We start from the raw sequence: 16264 nt of genomic DNA, 5'->3' as shown, positions 1-16264 counted from the left end.
GGACGGGTTTACGGGCACAGGTACGGATACGGGCGGACTCCCAGCCTAGTGCCAGGGGGTCACCCGGTGCCGTTCGCGGCCTCGGTCCCGGCCTCGGTCCCGGTCCGGGCCGCTTCGGGGAGCTTCGCCGTGTCCACCCCGGAGACCTGCGCCAACTCATGCTTGAGCGCGGTGAGTTCGGCGCCCCCGGCCATATGGTCGGTGAGGGCTTCGAGGCTGACCTCGTCGCGCGCGGAGCTGAGTTCGAGGGTGCCGAGGCGCAGCACCGTGAAGTGGTCGCCGACCATGTAGGCGTGGTGCGGGTTGTGGGTGATGAAGATGACGCCCAGGCCGCGTTCCCGGGCGGCGGCGATGTACTTGAGCACGACCCCGGACTGTTTGACCCCGAGCGCGGCGGTCGGCTCGTCCAGGATCAGCACCCGGGCGCCGAAGTACACCGCGCGGGCGATGGCCACGGACTGCCGCTGACCGCCGGAGAGCGAGCCGACGGGCTGGTCGAGATCGTCGAGCACGATGCCCATGTTGCGCAGTTCCTGGTCGGTCACGCTCTTCATGCGCGGGATGTCGAGCATCCTGGCCGGCCAGCGGCCCCGGGTCAGCTCGGAGCCGAGGAAGAAGTTCCGCCACACCGGCATCATCGGTACGGTGGCGAGGTCCTGGTAGACGGTGGCGATGCCGTGGCCCAGCGCCTCGCGCGGGGTGGTCAGCCGGACGGGCTCGCCGTCGATGAGGAACTCACCCTCGGTGTGCTGGTGCAGCCCGGATATGATCTTGATCAGGGTGGACTTGCCCGCGCCGTTGTCGCCCAGCACACAGCTCACCCGGCCCGGACCGACGGCCAGGTCGACGCCGTACAGGGCGCGGATGTTGCCGTACCTCTTGCCGACTCCGCGCAGTTCGACGACCGGCGCGCCGCCGCCGCGGCCGGTGCTCCCGCCCTGGGCGGTCGTGGTGGTTGCCATGGGGTTCACCTCCGGGTCGCCTGCTTGCGTACCCACAGATTGAGGAGGACGGCGACGAGCAGCATCGCGCCGAGGAAGAACGTGAACCAGTCGGGGTTCCAGTTGGCGTAGACGATGCCCTGGGTGACCATGCCGAACATGAACGCGCCGACCATCGGGCCGAAGGCCGACCCGTACCCGCCGGTCAGTACGCAGCCGCCGATCACCGCGGCGGCGATGTAGAGCAGTTCGTTGCCGATGCCCTCGCCCGACTGGACGGTGTTGAAGGCGAAGAGCTGGTGCATGCCGACGAACCAGGCGGCGAAGCCGACGATCATGAACAGGGTGATCTTGGTGAAGGTCACGGGAACACCGACGGCGCGGGCACTGTCCTGGTTGCCGCCGACCGCGAAAATCCAGTTGCCGTACTTGGTGCGCAGCAGCACCCAGGTGGCCAGGACGCCGAAGACCACCCACCACACCACCGTGATCCGGACGCCGGTCCCGCCGACCGTGAGTTCGGAGGAGAAGACCGCGCGGGCCTGGTCGAAACCGTCCATGTCCCGGATGGAGTCGGTGGCGACGTTGTCGGTGATCAGTTTGGTGACCGCGAGGTTGGCGCCCTGGAGCATCAGGAAGGTGCCGAGGGTGACCAGGAAGCTGGGCAGACCGGTCCTGACGAGCAGGAATCCGTTGAAGGCCCCGACGGCGAGGGAGACCACCAGCGCGAAGACCACGCCCACCCAGACGTTCATGGAGAGCTGGAAGGCGACCATGGAGGCGGTGAGCGCGGAGGTGACCACGGCGACGCCGGCCGACAGGTCGAACTCACCGCCGATCATCAGCAGCGCCACGGCCAGCGCCATGATCCCGATGGTCGACGCCTGGTAGAGCATGGTGTTGAGCGAGTCGAACTGCCGGAAGGTGGGCGCGACGGAGAAGAAGAAGACGTAGACGGCCACCGCGCCGATCAGCGCGCCGATCTCCGGCCGGGCGAGCAGCCGGTGCACCGGCGGGCGCCGCGCGGTGCGGCCGTCCCGGCCACCGGCCCCGGCGGGTCCCGGCGGCTCCGGCGCCGCCGGGGCGGGACCGGCCGCCGGGCTCACCGCCGACCCCGCGCTCATCACCGGGTTCCCTTCTCGGCGAACCGCGCGATCCTGTCGACGTTCGTCTCGTCCACGAACGCCGGTCCTGTCAGGACCGGTTCCGCGCCGCCACCGCTGAAGTTGCCGTTGTTCCTGTACAGCCAGAGGTTGTCGACCGCCAGATAGCCCTGGAGGTACGGCTGCTGGTCCACGGCGAATTTCACGTCGCCGTCCTTGACCGCGCCGGCCAGTTCCTTGTTGAGGTCGAAGGTGGCCACCGCCGCCTTGCTGCCGGTGTCCTTCGCGGACTGGACCGCGGTGAGCGCGAACGGGGCGCCGAGGGTGACGACGTAGTCGATCGAGCTGTCCTGCTGGAGCTTGGCCTCGATGGTCGACTTCACCGACGGCATGTCCTTGCCGTTGACGTAGAGGATCTCGGTCTTGCCCCGGAACGTCTTCTTCACACCCGCGCAGCGCGCCTCCAGGGCGACATGCCCCTGCTCGTGGATGACACAGATGCTGTGTTTGGCGCCCACCTCGTTGAGCCGGTCGCCGAACGCCTCGCCCGTCACGCCCTCGTCCTGGCCGAAGTAGGACAGGAGCCCGAGCTCCTTCCAGTCGTCGAGACCGGCGTTGAAGCCGACGACGGGGATGCCGGCCTGCTCCGCCTTGGCGAGCACGGCCTTCATCGCCTCGGGTTTGGCCGCGGTGACCGCGATGCCGTCGACCTTCTGGTCGATGGCGTTCTGGACCAGGTTGGCCTGGTCGGCGGCGCGCTCGTCGCTGGAGTAGACGAGGTCGACGTTGTCCTTGTCCGCCGCGGCCTGGGCGCCCTTGCGGATGATGTCCCAGAAGGTGTCCCCGGGCGCCGCGTGGGTGACCATCGCGATCTTCATGCGCGGGGTGGTCGCCTTGCCGGTCGTCGCGGAGTCCTGGTTCTCCTGGGCCTTCTTGCCACCGGACTCGCTGGAGCAGCCCGCGGCCAGGAGGACCGCCGCCATGCCGACGGCCGCGGCGGCGAGGGTTCTGCGGGAGCGGGGGGAGCGGATCGTGCGGTTCATCGTCCTGCACCTCACGGAGTGAGTGGGCGGAGAGGGGGCCTGGGCCCACCGGACCGCAACGGAGGGACGCGACGTCGCCGTTGCAGGACTGGAGCAAACTCCAGCCGGGGCCCGGTGTCAATGGTTTGTCAGGACAACACTTCATCTGGACGTCACAGCACGATAACGCCGCGGATACCCGGGAGAGCCGCCGTCCGCCGCCCGCGCCGAATCCGCGACTCCCCGATGTCGCGACTCTCCGATGTCGTGACTCCCCGGTCCCCCGGCTCATGGATCGATCCAGATCGGAACGGTGCCGCTGTGTCACCATGCCTTCCTGCGGACGGGCGTCCGGGTGCCGGCCGATGTCTCCGCCGTCGGCTGCGAAGGGGCGAGGAGCGGTCAGGACTGGACGAGGAGCCGGAACTCGAAGGCGTACCGCGAGGCCCGGTAGATGTGGGTGCCGAACTCGACGGCGCGGCCGGTGTCGTCGTACGTCGTGCGCTGCATCGTCAGCAGCGCGGCACCCTCGGCCTCGTCCAGGCTCTCGCCCTCCGGCGCGGTGGCGTTGCGCGCGCCGACCGTCTGGCGGGCGCTGTGCAGGGTGATCCCGACGGCCCGCATCAGCCGGTAGAGCCCGGTCTCCTCCAACTCCTCGGTGTCCAGGCGCAGCAGGCCCGGCGGCAGGAAGTTACGCATGTACGCCATCGGTTCCGCGTGGCTCAGCCGCAGCCGCTCCAGGGCGACGACCTCGCTGCCCTCGGCGACCCCGAGCGCGGCGGCCACCTCGGCCGAGGCGGGCTCCGTCGTGTTGCGCAGGACGCGGGTGGTGGGGCTCTGTCCGGCCTCCCGCAGGTCGTCGTAGAGGCTGCTCAGCTCCAGCGGGCGCTTGACCTGGCTGTGCACGACCTGGGTCCCGATGCCCCGGCGGCGGACCAGCAGCCCCTTGTCGACCAGCGACTGGATGGCGTGCCGGACGGTGGGGCGCGACAGCCCGAGCCGGCCGGCCAGCTCGATCTCGTTGCCGAGCAGGCTCCCGGGGGCGAGCCCGCCGTGCTCGATGGCGCTCTCCAGCTGCTGGGCGAGCTGGTAGTAGAGCGGCACCGGACTCGACCGGTTCACCGAGAGTTTGAGCGCCGTGGGATCAGGGGTGTTCACGGGGCGAGAATATCCGCCGTAAGGATGACAGGCACCTTCGACGTCAGATTGTTGTGACAATAGGGGATTTCCCCCGTACTGCCCTCGCCGATGACACCCACGACGCCCGTGTCACCCCTGGCACGCTTCCCCCCTGGCCCCGGCCCCGCCCTCAGGGCCGGGGGCGGTGTCCGAGGCGTACGGAGAGCGCGCTCGCGCCCTTGACCGCGAGCTGGGACAGCTCCTTCTCGCGCTCGTCGCTCCAGCGGATCATCGGTACGGAGATGGACAGCGCGGCGACGACCCGGCCCGCCCGGTCCCGTACCGGCGCGGCCACACAGCTCACGTCGGGGTTCGACTCGCGGTGCTCGACGGCGACGCCGTGCTCCCTGATCCCCGCCAGCTCCGCGTGCAGCACCTCGGGGTCGGTGATGCTGTCGGGCGTCATCGCGATGAACTCGTGGCCGTCGATACGGGCCGCCAGCTCGCCCTCGGAGAGCGAGGCGAGCAGCATCTTGCCGACCGAGGTGCAGTGGGCGGGCAGTCTGCGCCCGGCGGCGGACACCATCCGGACCGCGTGCGTGGAGTCCACCTTCGCGATGTAGATGACGTCGGTCCCCTCCAGGATGGCGACATGGACGGTCTCGTCGCAGGTCTCGGCGACCTCGCGGGCGACCTGCCGGCCCTCGGCCGCGAGGTCGAGCTGCTCGGCGTACCGGCTGCCGAGCTGGTAGGAGCGCACGCCGAGCCGGTAGCGGCCGGGCTGTCCCGGTACCGGTGCCAGGTACGAGCGCGCGGCGAGCGTGGTGATCAGCTCGTGCACGGTGGTGCGCGGCAGTTGCAGTTTGCGGATGACATCGGGCGCGGAGAGCGTCCCGTCGCCCTCCAGGAACAGTTCGAGAATGTCCAGGGCCCGCGTCACCGCGGGGACGAGCCGTCCCATGGCCGACCACCCACCCGTCTCGTTCGGTACTTCGGCCATCGGCCGGAATGACGAACACAGGCTAACCGCCGCGCAACCCATTGACACCCCTCGGAGCGTCTGAATACCGTCACGCCACGATTTCGAACGTGTGACGAAATACCGAACACACCCTGGGGACCAGTCTTGCGCATCACGGGAATCAGCACACACGTCGTCGGTACGCCCTGGCGTAACCTCACCTACGTCCTCGTCCATACCGACGAAGGTCTCACCGGCGTCGGTGAGACGAGGATGCTCGGCAGGACGGACGCGCTCGTCGGGTATCTGCGCGAAGCCGAGGCCAACCATCTTCGTGGATCGGACCCCTTCGCGGTAGAGGACCTCGTACGCCGGATGAAGTACGGCGACTACGGACGCGCCGGCGAGATCGTCATGTCGGGCATCGCGGTCGTCGAGATGGCCTGCTGGGACATCAAGGGCAAGGCGCTGGGCGTGCCGGTGTGGCAGCTCCTCGGCGGGAAGGTCACCGACCGCGTCAAGGCGTACGCGAACGGCTGGTACACCACCGAGCGCACCCCCGACGCGTACCACAAGGCGGCCCAGGCCGTGATGGCGCGCGGCTACCGGGCCCTGAAGATCGACCCGTTCGGCACCGGCCACTTCGAGCTGGACCGGGCGGCGAGCAACGAGGCCGTGGCGCTGATCGAGGCGGTACGGGACGCGATCGGGCCCGAGTCCGAGCTGATGCTGGAGATGCACGGCCGGTTCAGCCCGTCGACCGCCGTACGGCTGGCGCGTGAGCTGGAGCCGTTCGCCCCGGCCTGGCTGGAGGAGCCGGTGCCGCCGGAGAACCTGAAGGCGCTGAGCAAGGTCGCCGACAAGGTCGACCTGCCGATCGCGACCGGTGAACGCATCCACGACCGGATCGAGTTCCGGGAGCTCTTCGAGTCGCAGGCCGCCGACATCATCCAGCCGGACGTGGGCCACATCGGCGGCATCCTGGAGACGCGGAAGCTGGCGGCGACCGCCGAGACGCACTACACGCTGATCGCACCGCACAATGTCGGTGGCTCGGTGCTGACCGCCGCCAGCCTCCAAGTGGCAGCCTGCACACCGAACTTCAAGATTCTTGAGCACTTCAACGACTTCGCCGACGCGGAGATCAAGAAGGTGGTCAAGGGTGCTCCGCAGGTCGACCCTGAGACGGGCTGCTTCGAGATCTCCCACGCGCCGGGGCTCGGTGTCGAGTTCGACGTGGAGGCCGCGGCGGAATTCCCGCAGCAGCAGGCGCGGTTCGACCTGTGGGCCGAGGGCTGGGAGAAGCGCGACCCGAAGGAGAAGCGATGAGCGACCGGCCCGGTGCGGCGCCGACCGGCAGATCGGTCGTCGTCGAACGGCCCGGCACACACCGCCTGGTGACCGGCGAGGTGCCCGCGCCGGGCCCCGGTGAGGTGCGGGTACGGGTCGCCGCGGCCGGTATCTGCATGAGCGACCGGGAGGTGTACGACGGCCACCGCGACCCGGCCTATGTGCGCTACCCGGTGACACCGGGCCACGAGTGGTCGGGGACCGTCGAGGCGGTCGGCCCCGGAGTGGCGCCGGAGCTGGTCGGGCGCAGGACCGTCGCCGAGGGGTTCCGCGCCTGCGGGACCTGCGCGCGCTGCCGCACCGGCGAGACCTCGCTGTGCACGGGCGGGTACGAGGAGACGGGCTTCACCGTCCCGGGTGCCTTCGCCGACCATGTCGTGGTGCCCGGGCGCCTGTTGCACCTGCTGGACGACGACGCCGATCTGCGGGCGGCCGCCCTGCTGGAGCCGGCCGCGGTGGTCTCCGCGGCGGTACGGGCCGGGCGGCCCGAGCCGGGCGAGCGGATCGCCGTGGTCGGGGCGGGCACGCTCGGGCTGCTCGCGGTCCAGCTGCTGGCCGCCACCTCCCCCGCCGAGCTGACGGTCATCGACCTGCGGGCCGAACGCGGCGCCACGGCACGGAAGTTCGGGGCGACGGACGCCGGCACCCCGGAGGAGGCCAAGGAGGCGCACGGGCGCTACGACCTGGTCGTGGAGACCGCCGGGGCGCCGACCAGCGCCGCCGCGGCCTGTCAACTGGCCCGGCGTGGCGGCCGGGTGGTGCTGACCGGTATGTTCGCCCCCGGCGCCACCGGGATCGACCCGGCGGTTCTGACGCTCGGTCAACTCGCCGTGCACGGAGTCTTCGGCGCGCCCTCCGCCGCCTGGGCCTTCGCCGTACGGGCCTTCACCTCGGGGGTCCTGAACCCGGGGCCGCTGATCACCCACGAGTTCCCGCTGGAGCGGTTCGGCGAGGCCGTGGCGCTGGTGGGCGGCGGAGATCCGGGTACGGGAAAGGTGCTGCTGCTCCCGTGACCGCCGCTCCCGAGAGCCGACGCCCGGCACCACCCGCGCACCACCGCGCCACCGCACCGCCCGTACGGCCCGCACCGCTCAGACCATCCGCACTGCCCGCACATCCCGGACCGCCCGCACCGCCCGGAGCACCGCCCGCACCGCACACGACCGACGCGTACGACGCCCCGTGCGCAGGACCGAACCGAAGGACTCGTCCGTGACCGACGCATCAGCCCCCGCCCCCCGCCGTCCCGGCGAGCAGGCGCTCGCCACGCTCGGCCTCGCCGCGCCCGCCCTCAACCCCGCGGACGCCTCCGCCCACGCCTTCCCCGACGGGGGACTGTGGCGGACCGAGATCCCCTCCGTGGAGGGCCCGGAGAGCCTGGCCGAGGTCCTCAAGGAGTCCGCCCGGCTCGATGTGCCGGTCCACCGCATCAGCCAGGGCAGCGGCGTGTGGATGCTCTCCGACGCCGACATCACCGAGATGGTCGACGCCTGCGCCTCCCGCGACATCGAGCTGTGCCTGTTCACCGGACCGCGCGGCACCTGGGACATCGGCGGCTCGACCCGTACGGACTCCGGGGGCGCGGGACTGCGCGCCCGCGGCCACGACGCGGTGGCCGGCTGTGTCGAGGACGCGCTGCGCGCCACCGCACTCGGTGTGAAGTGCCTGCTCGTCGCCGACGAGGGCGTGCTGTGGACGCTGCACCGGCTGCGCGCCCAGGGCGTGCTGCCGGCCGACACCACGATCAAGGTCTCGGCGCTGATCGGCCCGGTCAACCCGGCGTCGTACGCCGTCTTCGAGCACCTCGGCGCCGACTCCATCAACATCCCCTCGGACCTGACGCTCGCGCACTTCACCGAGATCCGCCGGGTCAGCCGCGCCCCCATGGACCTCTACATCGAGGCCCCCGACGACCTCGGCGGCTACATCCGGATGTACGAGGCGGCGGAGCTGATCCGGCGCGGCGCCCCGCTGTACCTCAAGTTCGGCCTGTCGAAGTCCCCGGGCATCTACCCTTTCGGTGCCCAACTCCGCGAGACCGCCCTCAGCAGCGCCCGGGAACGGGTGCGGCGCGGCAGGCTCGTCCTCGATCTGCTCGGCCGCCACGGCGCCGACGGCGGCATGTCGCCGCTCGGCTCCCGGCTGCCGGGTCCGCTCAGCCGCTTCCCTCTGATGAACGACGACAAGGACTGATGTACCCATGCGAACTCGCCGAGCCGCACTCGCCGTTACCGCGCTCTCCCTGGCGCTCTCACTGACCGCCTGCGGGCAGAGCAGCGAGGGGGGCGGCAAGGACGAAACCAAGGGCGGCAAGGGCTCCACCGTCGGCATCGCGATGCCGACCAAGTCGTCCGAGCGCTGGATCGCGGACGGCAACAACGTTGTCGCCGAACTGAAGAAGCTCGGCTACAAGACCGACCTCCAGTACGGCGAAGACAACGTTGCCCAACAGGTCGCCCAGATCGAGAACATGATCACCAAGGGCGTGGACGTACTGATCGTCGCGGCGATCGACGGCAGCGCCCTGAGCGATGTGCTCCAGCAGGCCGCCGACCAGAAGATCAAGGTCATCTCGTACGACCGGCTGATCCTCGGCACCAAGAACGTCGACTACTACGCGTCGTTCGACAACGAGAAGGTCGGTGTCCTCCAGGCCACCTACCTGATCGAGAAGCTGGGGCTGAAGGAGGGCGGCAAGAAGGGCCCGTTCAACATCGAGCTGTTCGCCGGTTCCCCCGACGACAACAACACCCAGTACTTCTTCAACGGCGCGATGAAGACCCTCAAGCCGTTCCTCGACGACAAGCAGCTCGTCGTGCGCAGCGGACAGACCCAGCTGAACCAGATCACCACCCTGCGCTGGGACGGCGGCACGGCCCAGAGGCGCATGGACGACCTGCTCACCAGGGCGTACGGCTCGGAGAAGGTCGACGCGGTCCTCTCGCCGTACGACGGGATCTCCATCGGCATCCTGTCGTCGCTCAGGTCCGACGGCTACGGGACGAAGGCGAAGCCGTATCCGCTGGTCACCGGGCAGGACGCCGAGGTCGCCTCGGTGAAGTCGATCATCGCCGGCCAGCAGACCATGACCGTCTACAAGGACATCCGCCTGCTGGCCAGGACGGCCGCCCAGATGACGGACGCGATGCTGAACGACAAGAAGGTCGAGGTCAACGACGAGAAGTCGTACAACAACAAGTCCAAGGTCGTCCCGGCGTTCCTGCTGACGCCGGTCAGCGTCGACAAGTCCAACTACCAGAAGGAACTGGTGGACTCCGGCTACCTCAAGGCCGAGGACCTGAAGTGACCCTTCCCGTCGGTACGACGGGGGCCGCCGGTGCGGCGGCCCCCGTCCTGGAGATGCGTTCCATCGTCAAGACCTTCCCCGGGGTCAAGGCGCTCTCCGATGTCACCCTGACCGTGGCCCCGGGTGAGGTGCACGCGATCTGCGGCGAGAACGGCGCGGGCAAGTCGACCCTGATGAAGGTGCTCAGCGGGGTCCACCCGCACGGGAGTTACGAGGGGGAGATCCTCTTCGAGGGCTCCGCCTGCGCCTTCAAGGACATCCGGGCCAGCGAGGCCCAGGGCATCGTCATCATCCATCAGGAACTCGCCCTCATCCCCTATCTGTCGATCGCCGAGAACATCTTCCTGGGCAACGAGCACGCCAACCGGGGCTTCATCAACTGGAACGACACGCTCCGGCACGCCGCCGAGCTGCTCAAGCGGGTCGGTCTGGACGAGCATCCGGGGACCCGGGTCGCCGACATCGGCGTGGGCAAGCAGCAGCTCGTGGAGATCGCCAAGGCGCTCGCCAAGCGGGTCAAGCTGCTGATCCTGGACGAGCCGACGGCCGCGCTCAACGACAGCGACAGCGCCCAGCTCCTGCGGCTCATCAAGGAGTTGAGGGATCAGGGCATCACCTCGATCATCATCTCGCACAAGCTGAACGAGATCTCGGAGGTGGCGGACTCCGTCACCATCCTGCGGGACGGCAGGACCATCGAGACGCTCGATGTGCGCGCGGAGTCGACCACCGAGGACCGGATCATCCGGGGCATGGTCGGCCGCGATCTCGACCACCGCTTCCCCGAACGCACCCCGTACGAGGGCGATCCGGCGGCCCGGCCCGCGCTGGAGGTGCGGGACTGGACCGTGCACCACCCCATCGACCAGCAGCGCAAGGTCGTGGACGGGGTCTCCGTCGAGGTCCGCAGGGGCGAGATCGTCGGGATCGCGGGGCTGATGGGCGCCGGCCGCACCGAGCTGGCGATGAGCGTGTTCGGCCGCAGTTACGGCCGCAACATCAGCGGGACGGTCCTCAAGGACGGCACGGAGATCCGGACCAGGACGGTGCCGGAGGCCGTCGGTCACGGGATCGCGTACGTCACCGAGGACCGCAAGCAGTACGGGCTCAACCTCATCGACACCGTCGGCCGCAACATCACCCTGGGCGCGCTGTCCCGGGTGGCCAGGCGCGGGATCGTCGACGAGCACGAGGAGAGCCGGGTCGCCGAGTCGTACCGCAAGAGCATGAACATCAAGACGCCCACGGTGTTCGAGAAGGTCGGACGGCTCTCCGGCGGCAACCAGCAGAAGGTCGTGCTCAGCAAATGGATCTTCGCGGGTCCCGATGTGCTGATCCTCGACGAGCCCACCCGCGGGATCGACGTCGGCGCCAAGTACGAGATCTACACCGTCATCGACCAGCTCGCCGCGGAGGGCAAGGCGGTCGTCTTCATCTCCTCGGAACTCCCCGAGCTGCTCGGCATGTGCGACCGCATCTACACGATGGCGGCCGGCCGGCTCACCGGTGAGATCCCGCGGGCGGAAGCGACCCAGGAAGTACTGATGCGCCACATGACCAAGAACACGAGGTAGTCGACATGGGTCCCGTCACCACCGACACGCCGAAGGGCGACACACCGAAGGGCGCCCCACCGGCACCTCCGTCCGGACGCGCCTCCACGGGGGCGCTGCTCATGGACGCCGCGCGCCGCAACATGCGGCAGTACGGCATGCTCGTCGCGCTCGGCCTGATCGTCGTCCTGTTCCAGATATGGACGGACGGCGTCCTCCTCAAGCCGAACAACGTCACCAACCTGGTCCTGCAGAACAGCTACATCCTGGTGCTGGCCATCGGCATGATGATCGTGATCATCGCGGGCCACATCGACCTGTCGGTCGGCTCGCTCGCCGCGTTCGTCTCCGCGGCCTGCGCGGTGATGATGGTCGAACACGACATGCCCTGGGTCCCCGCGCTGATCCTGGGGCTGCTGATCGGCGCGGTCGCCGGGGCCTGGCAGGGCTTCTGGATCGCGTACGTCGGCATCCCGTCGTTCATCGTCACCCTCGCCGGGATGCTGATCTTCCGCGGCGCCACGCAGATCTTCCTGGGGTCGCGCTCGCTCGGCCCGTTCCCGGAGGGCTTCCAGAAGATCTCGACCGGCTACCTCCCGGAGGTCGGTCCTTCCACCAACTACCACAACCTGACACTGCTGCTGGGGCTGGCGCTGCTGGCGTTCGCGCTCTTCCAGGAGTTCCGGGACCGGCGCCGGCAGCAGGCGTACGACCTGGAGGTCCTGCCGCTCAACCTGTTCGTCGTCAAGTGCGTGGCGCTGGCGGCGGCGGTGCTGGCCTTCACGATGACGCTGGCCAGCTACCGGGGTGTGCCGGTCGTCCTGCTGCTGCTGGCGGCGCTGCTGATCGGCTTCGGCTACGTCATGCGCAACGCCGTCGTCGGGCGCCATGTGTACGCGCTCGGCGGCAACCAGGCGGCGGCGAAGCTGTCCGGCGTCAAGGACAAGCGGGTCACCTTCCTGGTCTTCGTCAACATGGGCGTCCTGGCGGCGCTCGCCGGTGTCGTCTACGCGGCGCGGCTCAACGCGGGTGTGCCGCAGGCCGGTATCAACTTCGAACTGGAGGCCATCGCCGCGGCGTTCATCGGCGGCGCGTCGATGAGCGGCGGGGTCGGCACGGTCTTCGGCGCGATCATCGGCGGTCTGGTGCTGGGCGTTCTGAACAACGGTATGTCGCTGGTCGGCATCGGCACCGACTACCAGCAGGTCATCAAGGGGCTGGTGCTGCTGGCCGCGGTGGGCTTCGACGTCTGGAACAAGCGCAGGGTGGGTGCCTGACCGGCGGGGGCACAGCGACACAGCCGCATGACAACACGGCGCGGCGCCGCAGCGCACCTGAAAGTGCTGCGACGCCGCGTTCCCCGTGATTCAGTTACAGCTTGCGTACCGCCCCCGTGCCTCTCCCGGTACGGGGGCGGATCAGGTGAGCAGGAAGTCCGCCTGTCCCGACTTGGCGCCCTGGATGAAAGCGGCGATCTCACTCATGGTGTAGATCAGCGCCGGACCGCCGGGGTCGGCGGACTGGCGCACGGCGACCCTGCCGTCGGCCAGCTTCATGGCCTCGACGCAGTTGCCGCCGTTGCCGCCACTCCACGGCTTGTGCCAGCCTTCCGTACCGAGGTCGGCGGCGGGCATACCGTTGTATATGGGGTCCATTCACAGCTCCTTGCGGACATCCTTGAGGATCTCCTTCGTGCGTTGTGCAGTTGCGGCCTGGGCCGCCATCCGGTCCATGACCTCAAGGTGGGTGGCCACTTCTGGACGTGCGTCAAGGTAGACGGCACCGGTCAGGTACTCGCTGTAAACCATGTCGGGCAGCTCAGGTACGGCAAAGCGGAAGAGGACGAACGGCCCGTAGGTACCCGGGTGATGTCCACTGGAGAACTCCGCGATCTGGATGGTCACATTGGTCAGCTCGGAGGCTTCGAGAAGCCTGTCGATCTGTGCCCGCATGACCTGCGGGTCCTCCCCGACCGGGCGTCGCAGCACGGTCTCGTCCATGATCACCCAGAATCTGGGTGCGTCGGCACGCGTCAGGAGCGACTGTCTTTCCATGCGGAGCGCCACATGGCGTTCGATCTCCTCCGGCTGGGCCTGTCCCACGGCCCCCGCGTGCATGACCGCACGGGCGTACTCCTCGGTCTGGAGCAGCCCTGGCACGAAATGCGGCTCGTACGCCCTCAGGAGGGCCGCCGCGCCCTCCAGGGAGACGTACATGCTGAACCAGTCCGGCAGGATGTCGTGGAACCGCTGCCACCAGCCGGGCTTGTTCGCCTCCTCCGTCAGTTCGACGAAGGCGTCCGCCTCTTCCTCGGGCACGCCGTACGCCCTGAGCAGTAACTGTACGTAAGGAATCTTGAGCGCGACTTCGGCCGTCTCCATCCGGCGGATCGTGGCCGGAGCCACCCGCAGGAGCTTGGCGGCCTCCTCCCGTCTCAGGCCACGGCGCTCGCGCAGATCCTGCAGGCGTCTGCCGAGTACGACCTGGCCCACGGTCGGGGCGGACCGCGGTTCGCTCACTTTTTGGGTCCTTCCCACGCACGGTTACCAGCAGTCTGCCACGCCGCCCCGGCGAAGAACATGGCACTCTGAATTTTTCAGAGTGCCACTTGCCAAGTGTCCTCGGCGGGTGGAGAGTGATTCGGTGAACCAGTTCACGCGGTTGTCGCGCTCTGCCATGGGAGAGGTCTTGCTCGCATCCGCTGCTCCCCCACCGTTAGGAATCGGTCGTGGCACCTGGTAACGCGCTCACCCCCCAGCTCAAAGCCCTGTGCCCTGGCAACGCCGTCCGCCGCTACGGGTTCCAGTTGCCGGCCCACGCGGAGTCCGTCGGACGGGCCAGACAGCTCACGCGGGACCGCCTGGTCCTCTGGGGCCTGGGCGAGGAGATCCGCGACACCGCGGTCCTCGTCGTCTCCGAACTCGTGACCAACGCGATCGTGCACGCCGCGGGAAACCGTGTCATCTGCGAGATACGCGAAGGCGGCGGACATCTGCGGATAGCCGTGGAGGACCAGGGATACGGACCGACGGGGCCCCAGCTCCACCGCACGGCCGAAGGAGAGACGGAGGGCGAGGGCGGGCGCGGTCTCTTCCTCGTCGACTCGATGTGCAGCGGCTGGGGAGCCCACGACACATCGGGTTACGGTCCCGGGCGGGTCGTGTGGGCCGAACTGCCGCACCCGGCGACGGCCCCGCACACGGCCCCGCACGGAGCCGGTCTGCCCCTGCAGGGCGCCGCACAGCGGCCGCAGGGGGCCGACCGGCCGCGCGGAGCGGTGGCGGCGCGGGGAACGGAGCCGCCGTGCTGAGGACGGCGTTCCAGCGGCTGGCCCGCGGCCTGCGTGACGACACCCCGCGCGGGACCGAGCTGCCCCTGCCGGCCACCCTGCCGGCCGTCCTGGGGTGCGACGCGGTGGGCGTGCCGGCGGAGCACGGATTCCGGCTGATGGCGCGGCTGCCGAGGACGGGCTGTGTCTTCGCGGACACCGACTGGTGGTGGTGGATCGTCCCGGCGGGCTCCGACCTCGATCTGTCCTGGCCGTCCCCGGCGCGCTACGTCGCCGGTACGACGGTGCCCGCGCGCCACCCCAAGCTGATCCACTGGCCGCAGTCGGCCACCCCGTACACTCCGCCGATCCCCTTCTACCTGATGGTCTGCCAGCTCAGCGGGACGGCCCCGGCCTGGGCCGACGGCGGTACCGGCACCTTCCCGGGCACGGGCGGAACGGGTACGGGCACAGGTACGGGTACGGTGCCCGCGCAGCGCCCGGCGCGGCAGCGCGGGTAGCGCCGGGAGCCGAAAACCGACGGGCCAGGAGCCGGTCCGCCGCCCGAAGCCCCCTCGCGTCGGCGCGTGCCACCGTCCGGGGCACGGTCCACCCGGTCCGGGTCCCGTACCGACTGGTCGAGGAGGGCGCGCATCGCCCGCTCGGCCGCGTCCCGCGTCCCGCGTCCCGCGCCCGTACGGCGTCGAGGACGGCCCGGTGGCCGGGCACCGGGCCGTAGGGGTGCGAGGAGCTGTGCACGATCGTGTCGCGGGCGCCGTACGGGTCAGCCTCCCTCCTCAGGCGGATGCCTTCATGACGCTCCAGCCGCCGTCCACGACCAGGTTCGCCCCGGTGATGTACGAGGCCTCGGGGGCCGCGAGGAAGGCGATGGCCGCGGCGGCCTCCTCCGGGGTGCCGAAGCGGCGCGCCGCGGTCCCGGCGACGCTGCGCGCCCGCTCCTCCTCCGGGACCCGGTCCCAGGCGGCGGTGCGGATCGGCCCCGGCAGGACCGCGTTGACCCGTACCTCAGGACCGTACTCCACGGCGAGCTGGGCGCAGAGCGAGAGCAGGGCGCCCTTGGCGGCGGCGTAGGCGGGGTGGCCCGGAATGCCGTGGTGCGCGTGGACGGACGAGGTGAGCACCACGGCGCCGTGCCGGGCGCGCAGGTCGGGCAGGACGGCCTTGAAGCCGAGGAACCCTCCGGTGAGGTTGACGGCGAGCTGCCGTTCCCAGGAGGCGAGGGTCGTCTCGTGCGCCGCGGCGACCTCCACGGTGTACGCGTTGCCGACCAGGACGTCCACCGGACCGAAGGTGTGGGCGGCGGTGACGATACGGTCCCAGCCGTCCTCCTCGGAGACGTCGGCCAGGACGAACGCGGCCCGCCCGCCGTCCTCGCGGATCCGGGCGGCGGTGGGCACGCCGCGCTCCGCGTCGGTGTCGGCGATCACCACCGAGGCGCCCTCGGCGGCGAGGCGCTCCGCTGTGGCGGCGCCGATGCCCGAGGCGGCGCCGGTGACGACGGCGACCCGGTCGGTGAAGCGGGCGGTTCCGTTCATGGGACGCATGGGACGGTACGACTCCTTGGCCTTCGAGGACGTGCACTGCAGACTGAGCACCGAGGTTACGACCTGGTGTCCGGT

At 69.8% G+C, this 16264-nt stretch carries 15 protein-coding genes and 1 pseudogene; 8 read left to right on the top strand and 8 right to left on the bottom strand.

Going from position 1 to position 16264, the window contains the following annotated elements; all coding sequences use genetic code 11:
• Positions 1–59: 59 nt before the first annotated feature.
• From AB0P17_RS17715 to AB0P17_RS17695, 5 genes are all read right to left on the bottom strand, one after another.
• The gene (locus tag AB0P17_RS17715; RefSeq protein ID WP_365811897.1) at positions 60–962 is read right to left on the bottom strand and encodes an ATP-binding cassette domain-containing protein; all 903 of its coding nucleotides are present in this window, start codon (positions 960–962) and stop codon (positions 60–62) included.
• A 5-nt stretch (positions 963–967) separates the two neighbouring features.
• Entirely contained in the window at positions 968–2065 is a 1098-nt protein-coding gene (locus tag AB0P17_RS17710) for an ABC transporter permease (protein WP_365811894.1), read from the bottom strand.
• Entirely contained in the window at positions 2065–3087 is a 1023-nt protein-coding gene (locus tag AB0P17_RS17705) for a sugar ABC transporter substrate-binding protein (RefSeq protein ID WP_365811891.1), read from the bottom strand. The genes AB0P17_RS17710 and AB0P17_RS17705 overlap by 1 nt, the downstream gene beginning before the upstream one ends.
• Before the next feature lie 381 nt (positions 3088–3468).
• Positions 3469–4224, bottom strand: coding sequence for a GntR family transcriptional regulator (locus AB0P17_RS17700; protein WP_365811889.1), 756 nt, complete (start codon positions 4222–4224; stop codon positions 3469–3471).
• Positions 4225–4375: 151 nt separating this feature from the next.
• The gene (locus AB0P17_RS17695) at positions 4376–5146 is read right to left on the bottom strand and encodes an IclR family transcriptional regulator (RefSeq protein ID WP_365812022.1); all 771 of its coding nucleotides are present in this window, start codon (positions 5144–5146) and stop codon (positions 4376–4378) included.
• Positions 5147–5311: 165 nt separating this feature from the next.
• Between AB0P17_RS17695 and AB0P17_RS17690 the strand changes: the two genes are divergently transcribed.
• The 6 genes from AB0P17_RS17690 to mmsB all read left to right on the top strand — a co-directional run bounded on the left by AB0P17_RS17690 (position 5312) and on the right by mmsB (position 12633).
• A complete protein-coding gene (locus AB0P17_RS17690; RefSeq protein WP_365811887.1) occupies positions 5312–6475 on the top strand; it encodes a mandelate racemase/muconate lactonizing enzyme family protein in 1164 nt (387 codons plus the stop codon).
• Complete coding sequence (locus tag AB0P17_RS17685) at positions 6472–7509, top strand: alcohol dehydrogenase catalytic domain-containing protein (protein WP_365811885.1); 1038 nt, start codon at positions 6472–6474, stop codon at positions 7507–7509. The genes AB0P17_RS17690 and AB0P17_RS17685 overlap by 4 nt, the downstream gene beginning before the upstream one ends.
• Positions 7510–7708: 199 nt before the next feature.
• A complete protein-coding gene (locus tag AB0P17_RS17680; RefSeq protein ID WP_365811883.1) occupies positions 7709–8689 on the top strand; it encodes a hypothetical protein in 981 nt (326 codons plus the stop codon).
• A 7-nt stretch (positions 8690–8696) separates the two neighbouring features.
• The gene (chvE, locus tag AB0P17_RS17675; protein WP_365811881.1) at positions 8697–9803 is read left to right on the top strand and encodes a multiple monosaccharide ABC transporter substrate-binding protein; all 1107 of its coding nucleotides are present in this window, start codon (positions 8697–8699) and stop codon (positions 9801–9803) included.
• A gap of 53 nt (positions 9804–9856) precedes the next feature.
• Positions 9857–11377, top strand: a complete 1521-nt coding sequence (gene mmsA, locus AB0P17_RS17670) for a multiple monosaccharide ABC transporter ATP-binding protein (RefSeq protein ID WP_365812020.1) — start codon at positions 9857–9859, stop codon at positions 11375–11377.
• A 5-nt stretch (positions 11378–11382) separates the two neighbouring features.
• A complete protein-coding gene (gene mmsB / locus AB0P17_RS17665; RefSeq protein WP_365811879.1) occupies positions 11383–12633 on the top strand; it encodes a multiple monosaccharide ABC transporter permease in 1251 nt (416 codons plus the stop codon).
• A gap of 141 nt (positions 12634–12774) precedes the next feature.
• Here mmsB and AB0P17_RS17660 read toward each other — a convergent pair whose 3' ends face one another.
• Both AB0P17_RS17660 and AB0P17_RS17655 read right to left on the bottom strand, forming a co-directional pair.
• Entirely contained in the window at positions 12775–13011 is a 237-nt protein-coding gene (locus tag AB0P17_RS17660; protein WP_365811877.1) for a DUF397 domain-containing protein, read from the bottom strand.
• The gene (locus tag AB0P17_RS17655) at positions 13012–13875 is read right to left on the bottom strand and encodes a helix-turn-helix transcriptional regulator (protein ID WP_365811876.1); all 864 of its coding nucleotides are present in this window, start codon (positions 13873–13875) and stop codon (positions 13012–13014) included.
• Positions 13876–14084: 209 nt separating this feature from the next.
• Between AB0P17_RS17655 and AB0P17_RS17650 the strand changes: the two are divergent.
• A pseudogene (locus tag AB0P17_RS17650) lies at positions 14085–14537 on the top strand (ATP-binding protein); the annotation flags it as partial.
• A gap of 158 nt (positions 14538–14695) precedes the next feature.
• Positions 14696–15145, top strand: coding sequence for a hypothetical protein (locus tag AB0P17_RS17645; protein WP_365812018.1), 450 nt, complete (start codon positions 14696–14698; stop codon positions 15143–15145).
• 276 nt (positions 15146–15421) lie between these two features.
• On the opposite strand, the gene AB0P17_RS17640 is transcribed toward AB0P17_RS17645, so the two are convergent.
• On the bottom strand, positions 15422–16180 hold the full coding sequence (locus AB0P17_RS17640) for a glucose 1-dehydrogenase (RefSeq protein WP_365811875.1): 759 nt from the start codon (positions 16178–16180) through the stop codon (positions 15422–15424).
• Positions 16181–16264: the final 84 nt, after the last annotated feature.

It is taken from the genome of Streptomyces sp. NPDC088124, assembly GCF_040685895.1.
Lineage (GTDB): Bacteria > Actinomycetota > Actinomycetes > Streptomycetales > Streptomycetaceae > Streptomyces.
This window is presented reverse-complemented; position numbering and strand designations above follow the sequence as displayed.

Excerpts from the sequence above, each read along its gene's own strand:
- AB0P17_RS17715 (WP_365811897.1), bottom strand. The coding sequence starts at position 962 with ATGGCAACCACCACGACCGCCCAGGGCGGGAGCACCGGCCGCGGCGGC.
- AB0P17_RS17710 (WP_365811894.1), bottom strand. The coding sequence starts at position 2,065 with ATGAGCGCGGGGTCGGCGGTGAGCCCGGCGGCCGGTCCCGCCCCGGCG.
- AB0P17_RS17705 (WP_365811891.1), bottom strand. The coding sequence starts at position 3,087 with ATGAACCGCACGATCCGCTCCCCCCGCTCCCGCAGAACCCTCGCCGCC.
- AB0P17_RS17695 (WP_365812022.1), bottom strand. The coding sequence starts at position 5,146 with ATGGGACGGCTCGTCCCCGCGGTGACGCGGGCCCTGGACATTCTCGAA.
- AB0P17_RS17685 (WP_365811885.1), top strand. The coding sequence starts at position 6,472 with ATGAGCGACCGGCCCGGTGCGGCGCCGACCGGCAGATCGGTCGTCGTC.
- chvE (WP_365811881.1), top strand. The coding sequence starts at position 8,697 with ATGCGAACTCGCCGAGCCGCACTCGCCGTTACCGCGCTCTCCCTGGCG.
- mmsA (WP_365812020.1), top strand. The coding sequence starts at position 9,857 with ATGCGTTCCATCGTCAAGACCTTCCCCGGGGTCAAGGCGCTCTCCGAT.
- mmsB (WP_365811879.1), top strand. The coding sequence starts at position 11,383 with ATGGGTCCCGTCACCACCGACACGCCGAAGGGCGACACACCGAAGGGC.
- AB0P17_RS17660 (WP_365811877.1), bottom strand. The coding sequence starts at position 13,011 with ATGGACCCCATATACAACGGTATGCCCGCCGCCGACCTCGGTACGGAA.
- AB0P17_RS17640 (WP_365811875.1), bottom strand. The coding sequence starts at position 16,180 with ATGAACGGAACCGCCCGCTTCACCGACCGGGTCGCCGTCGTCACCGGC.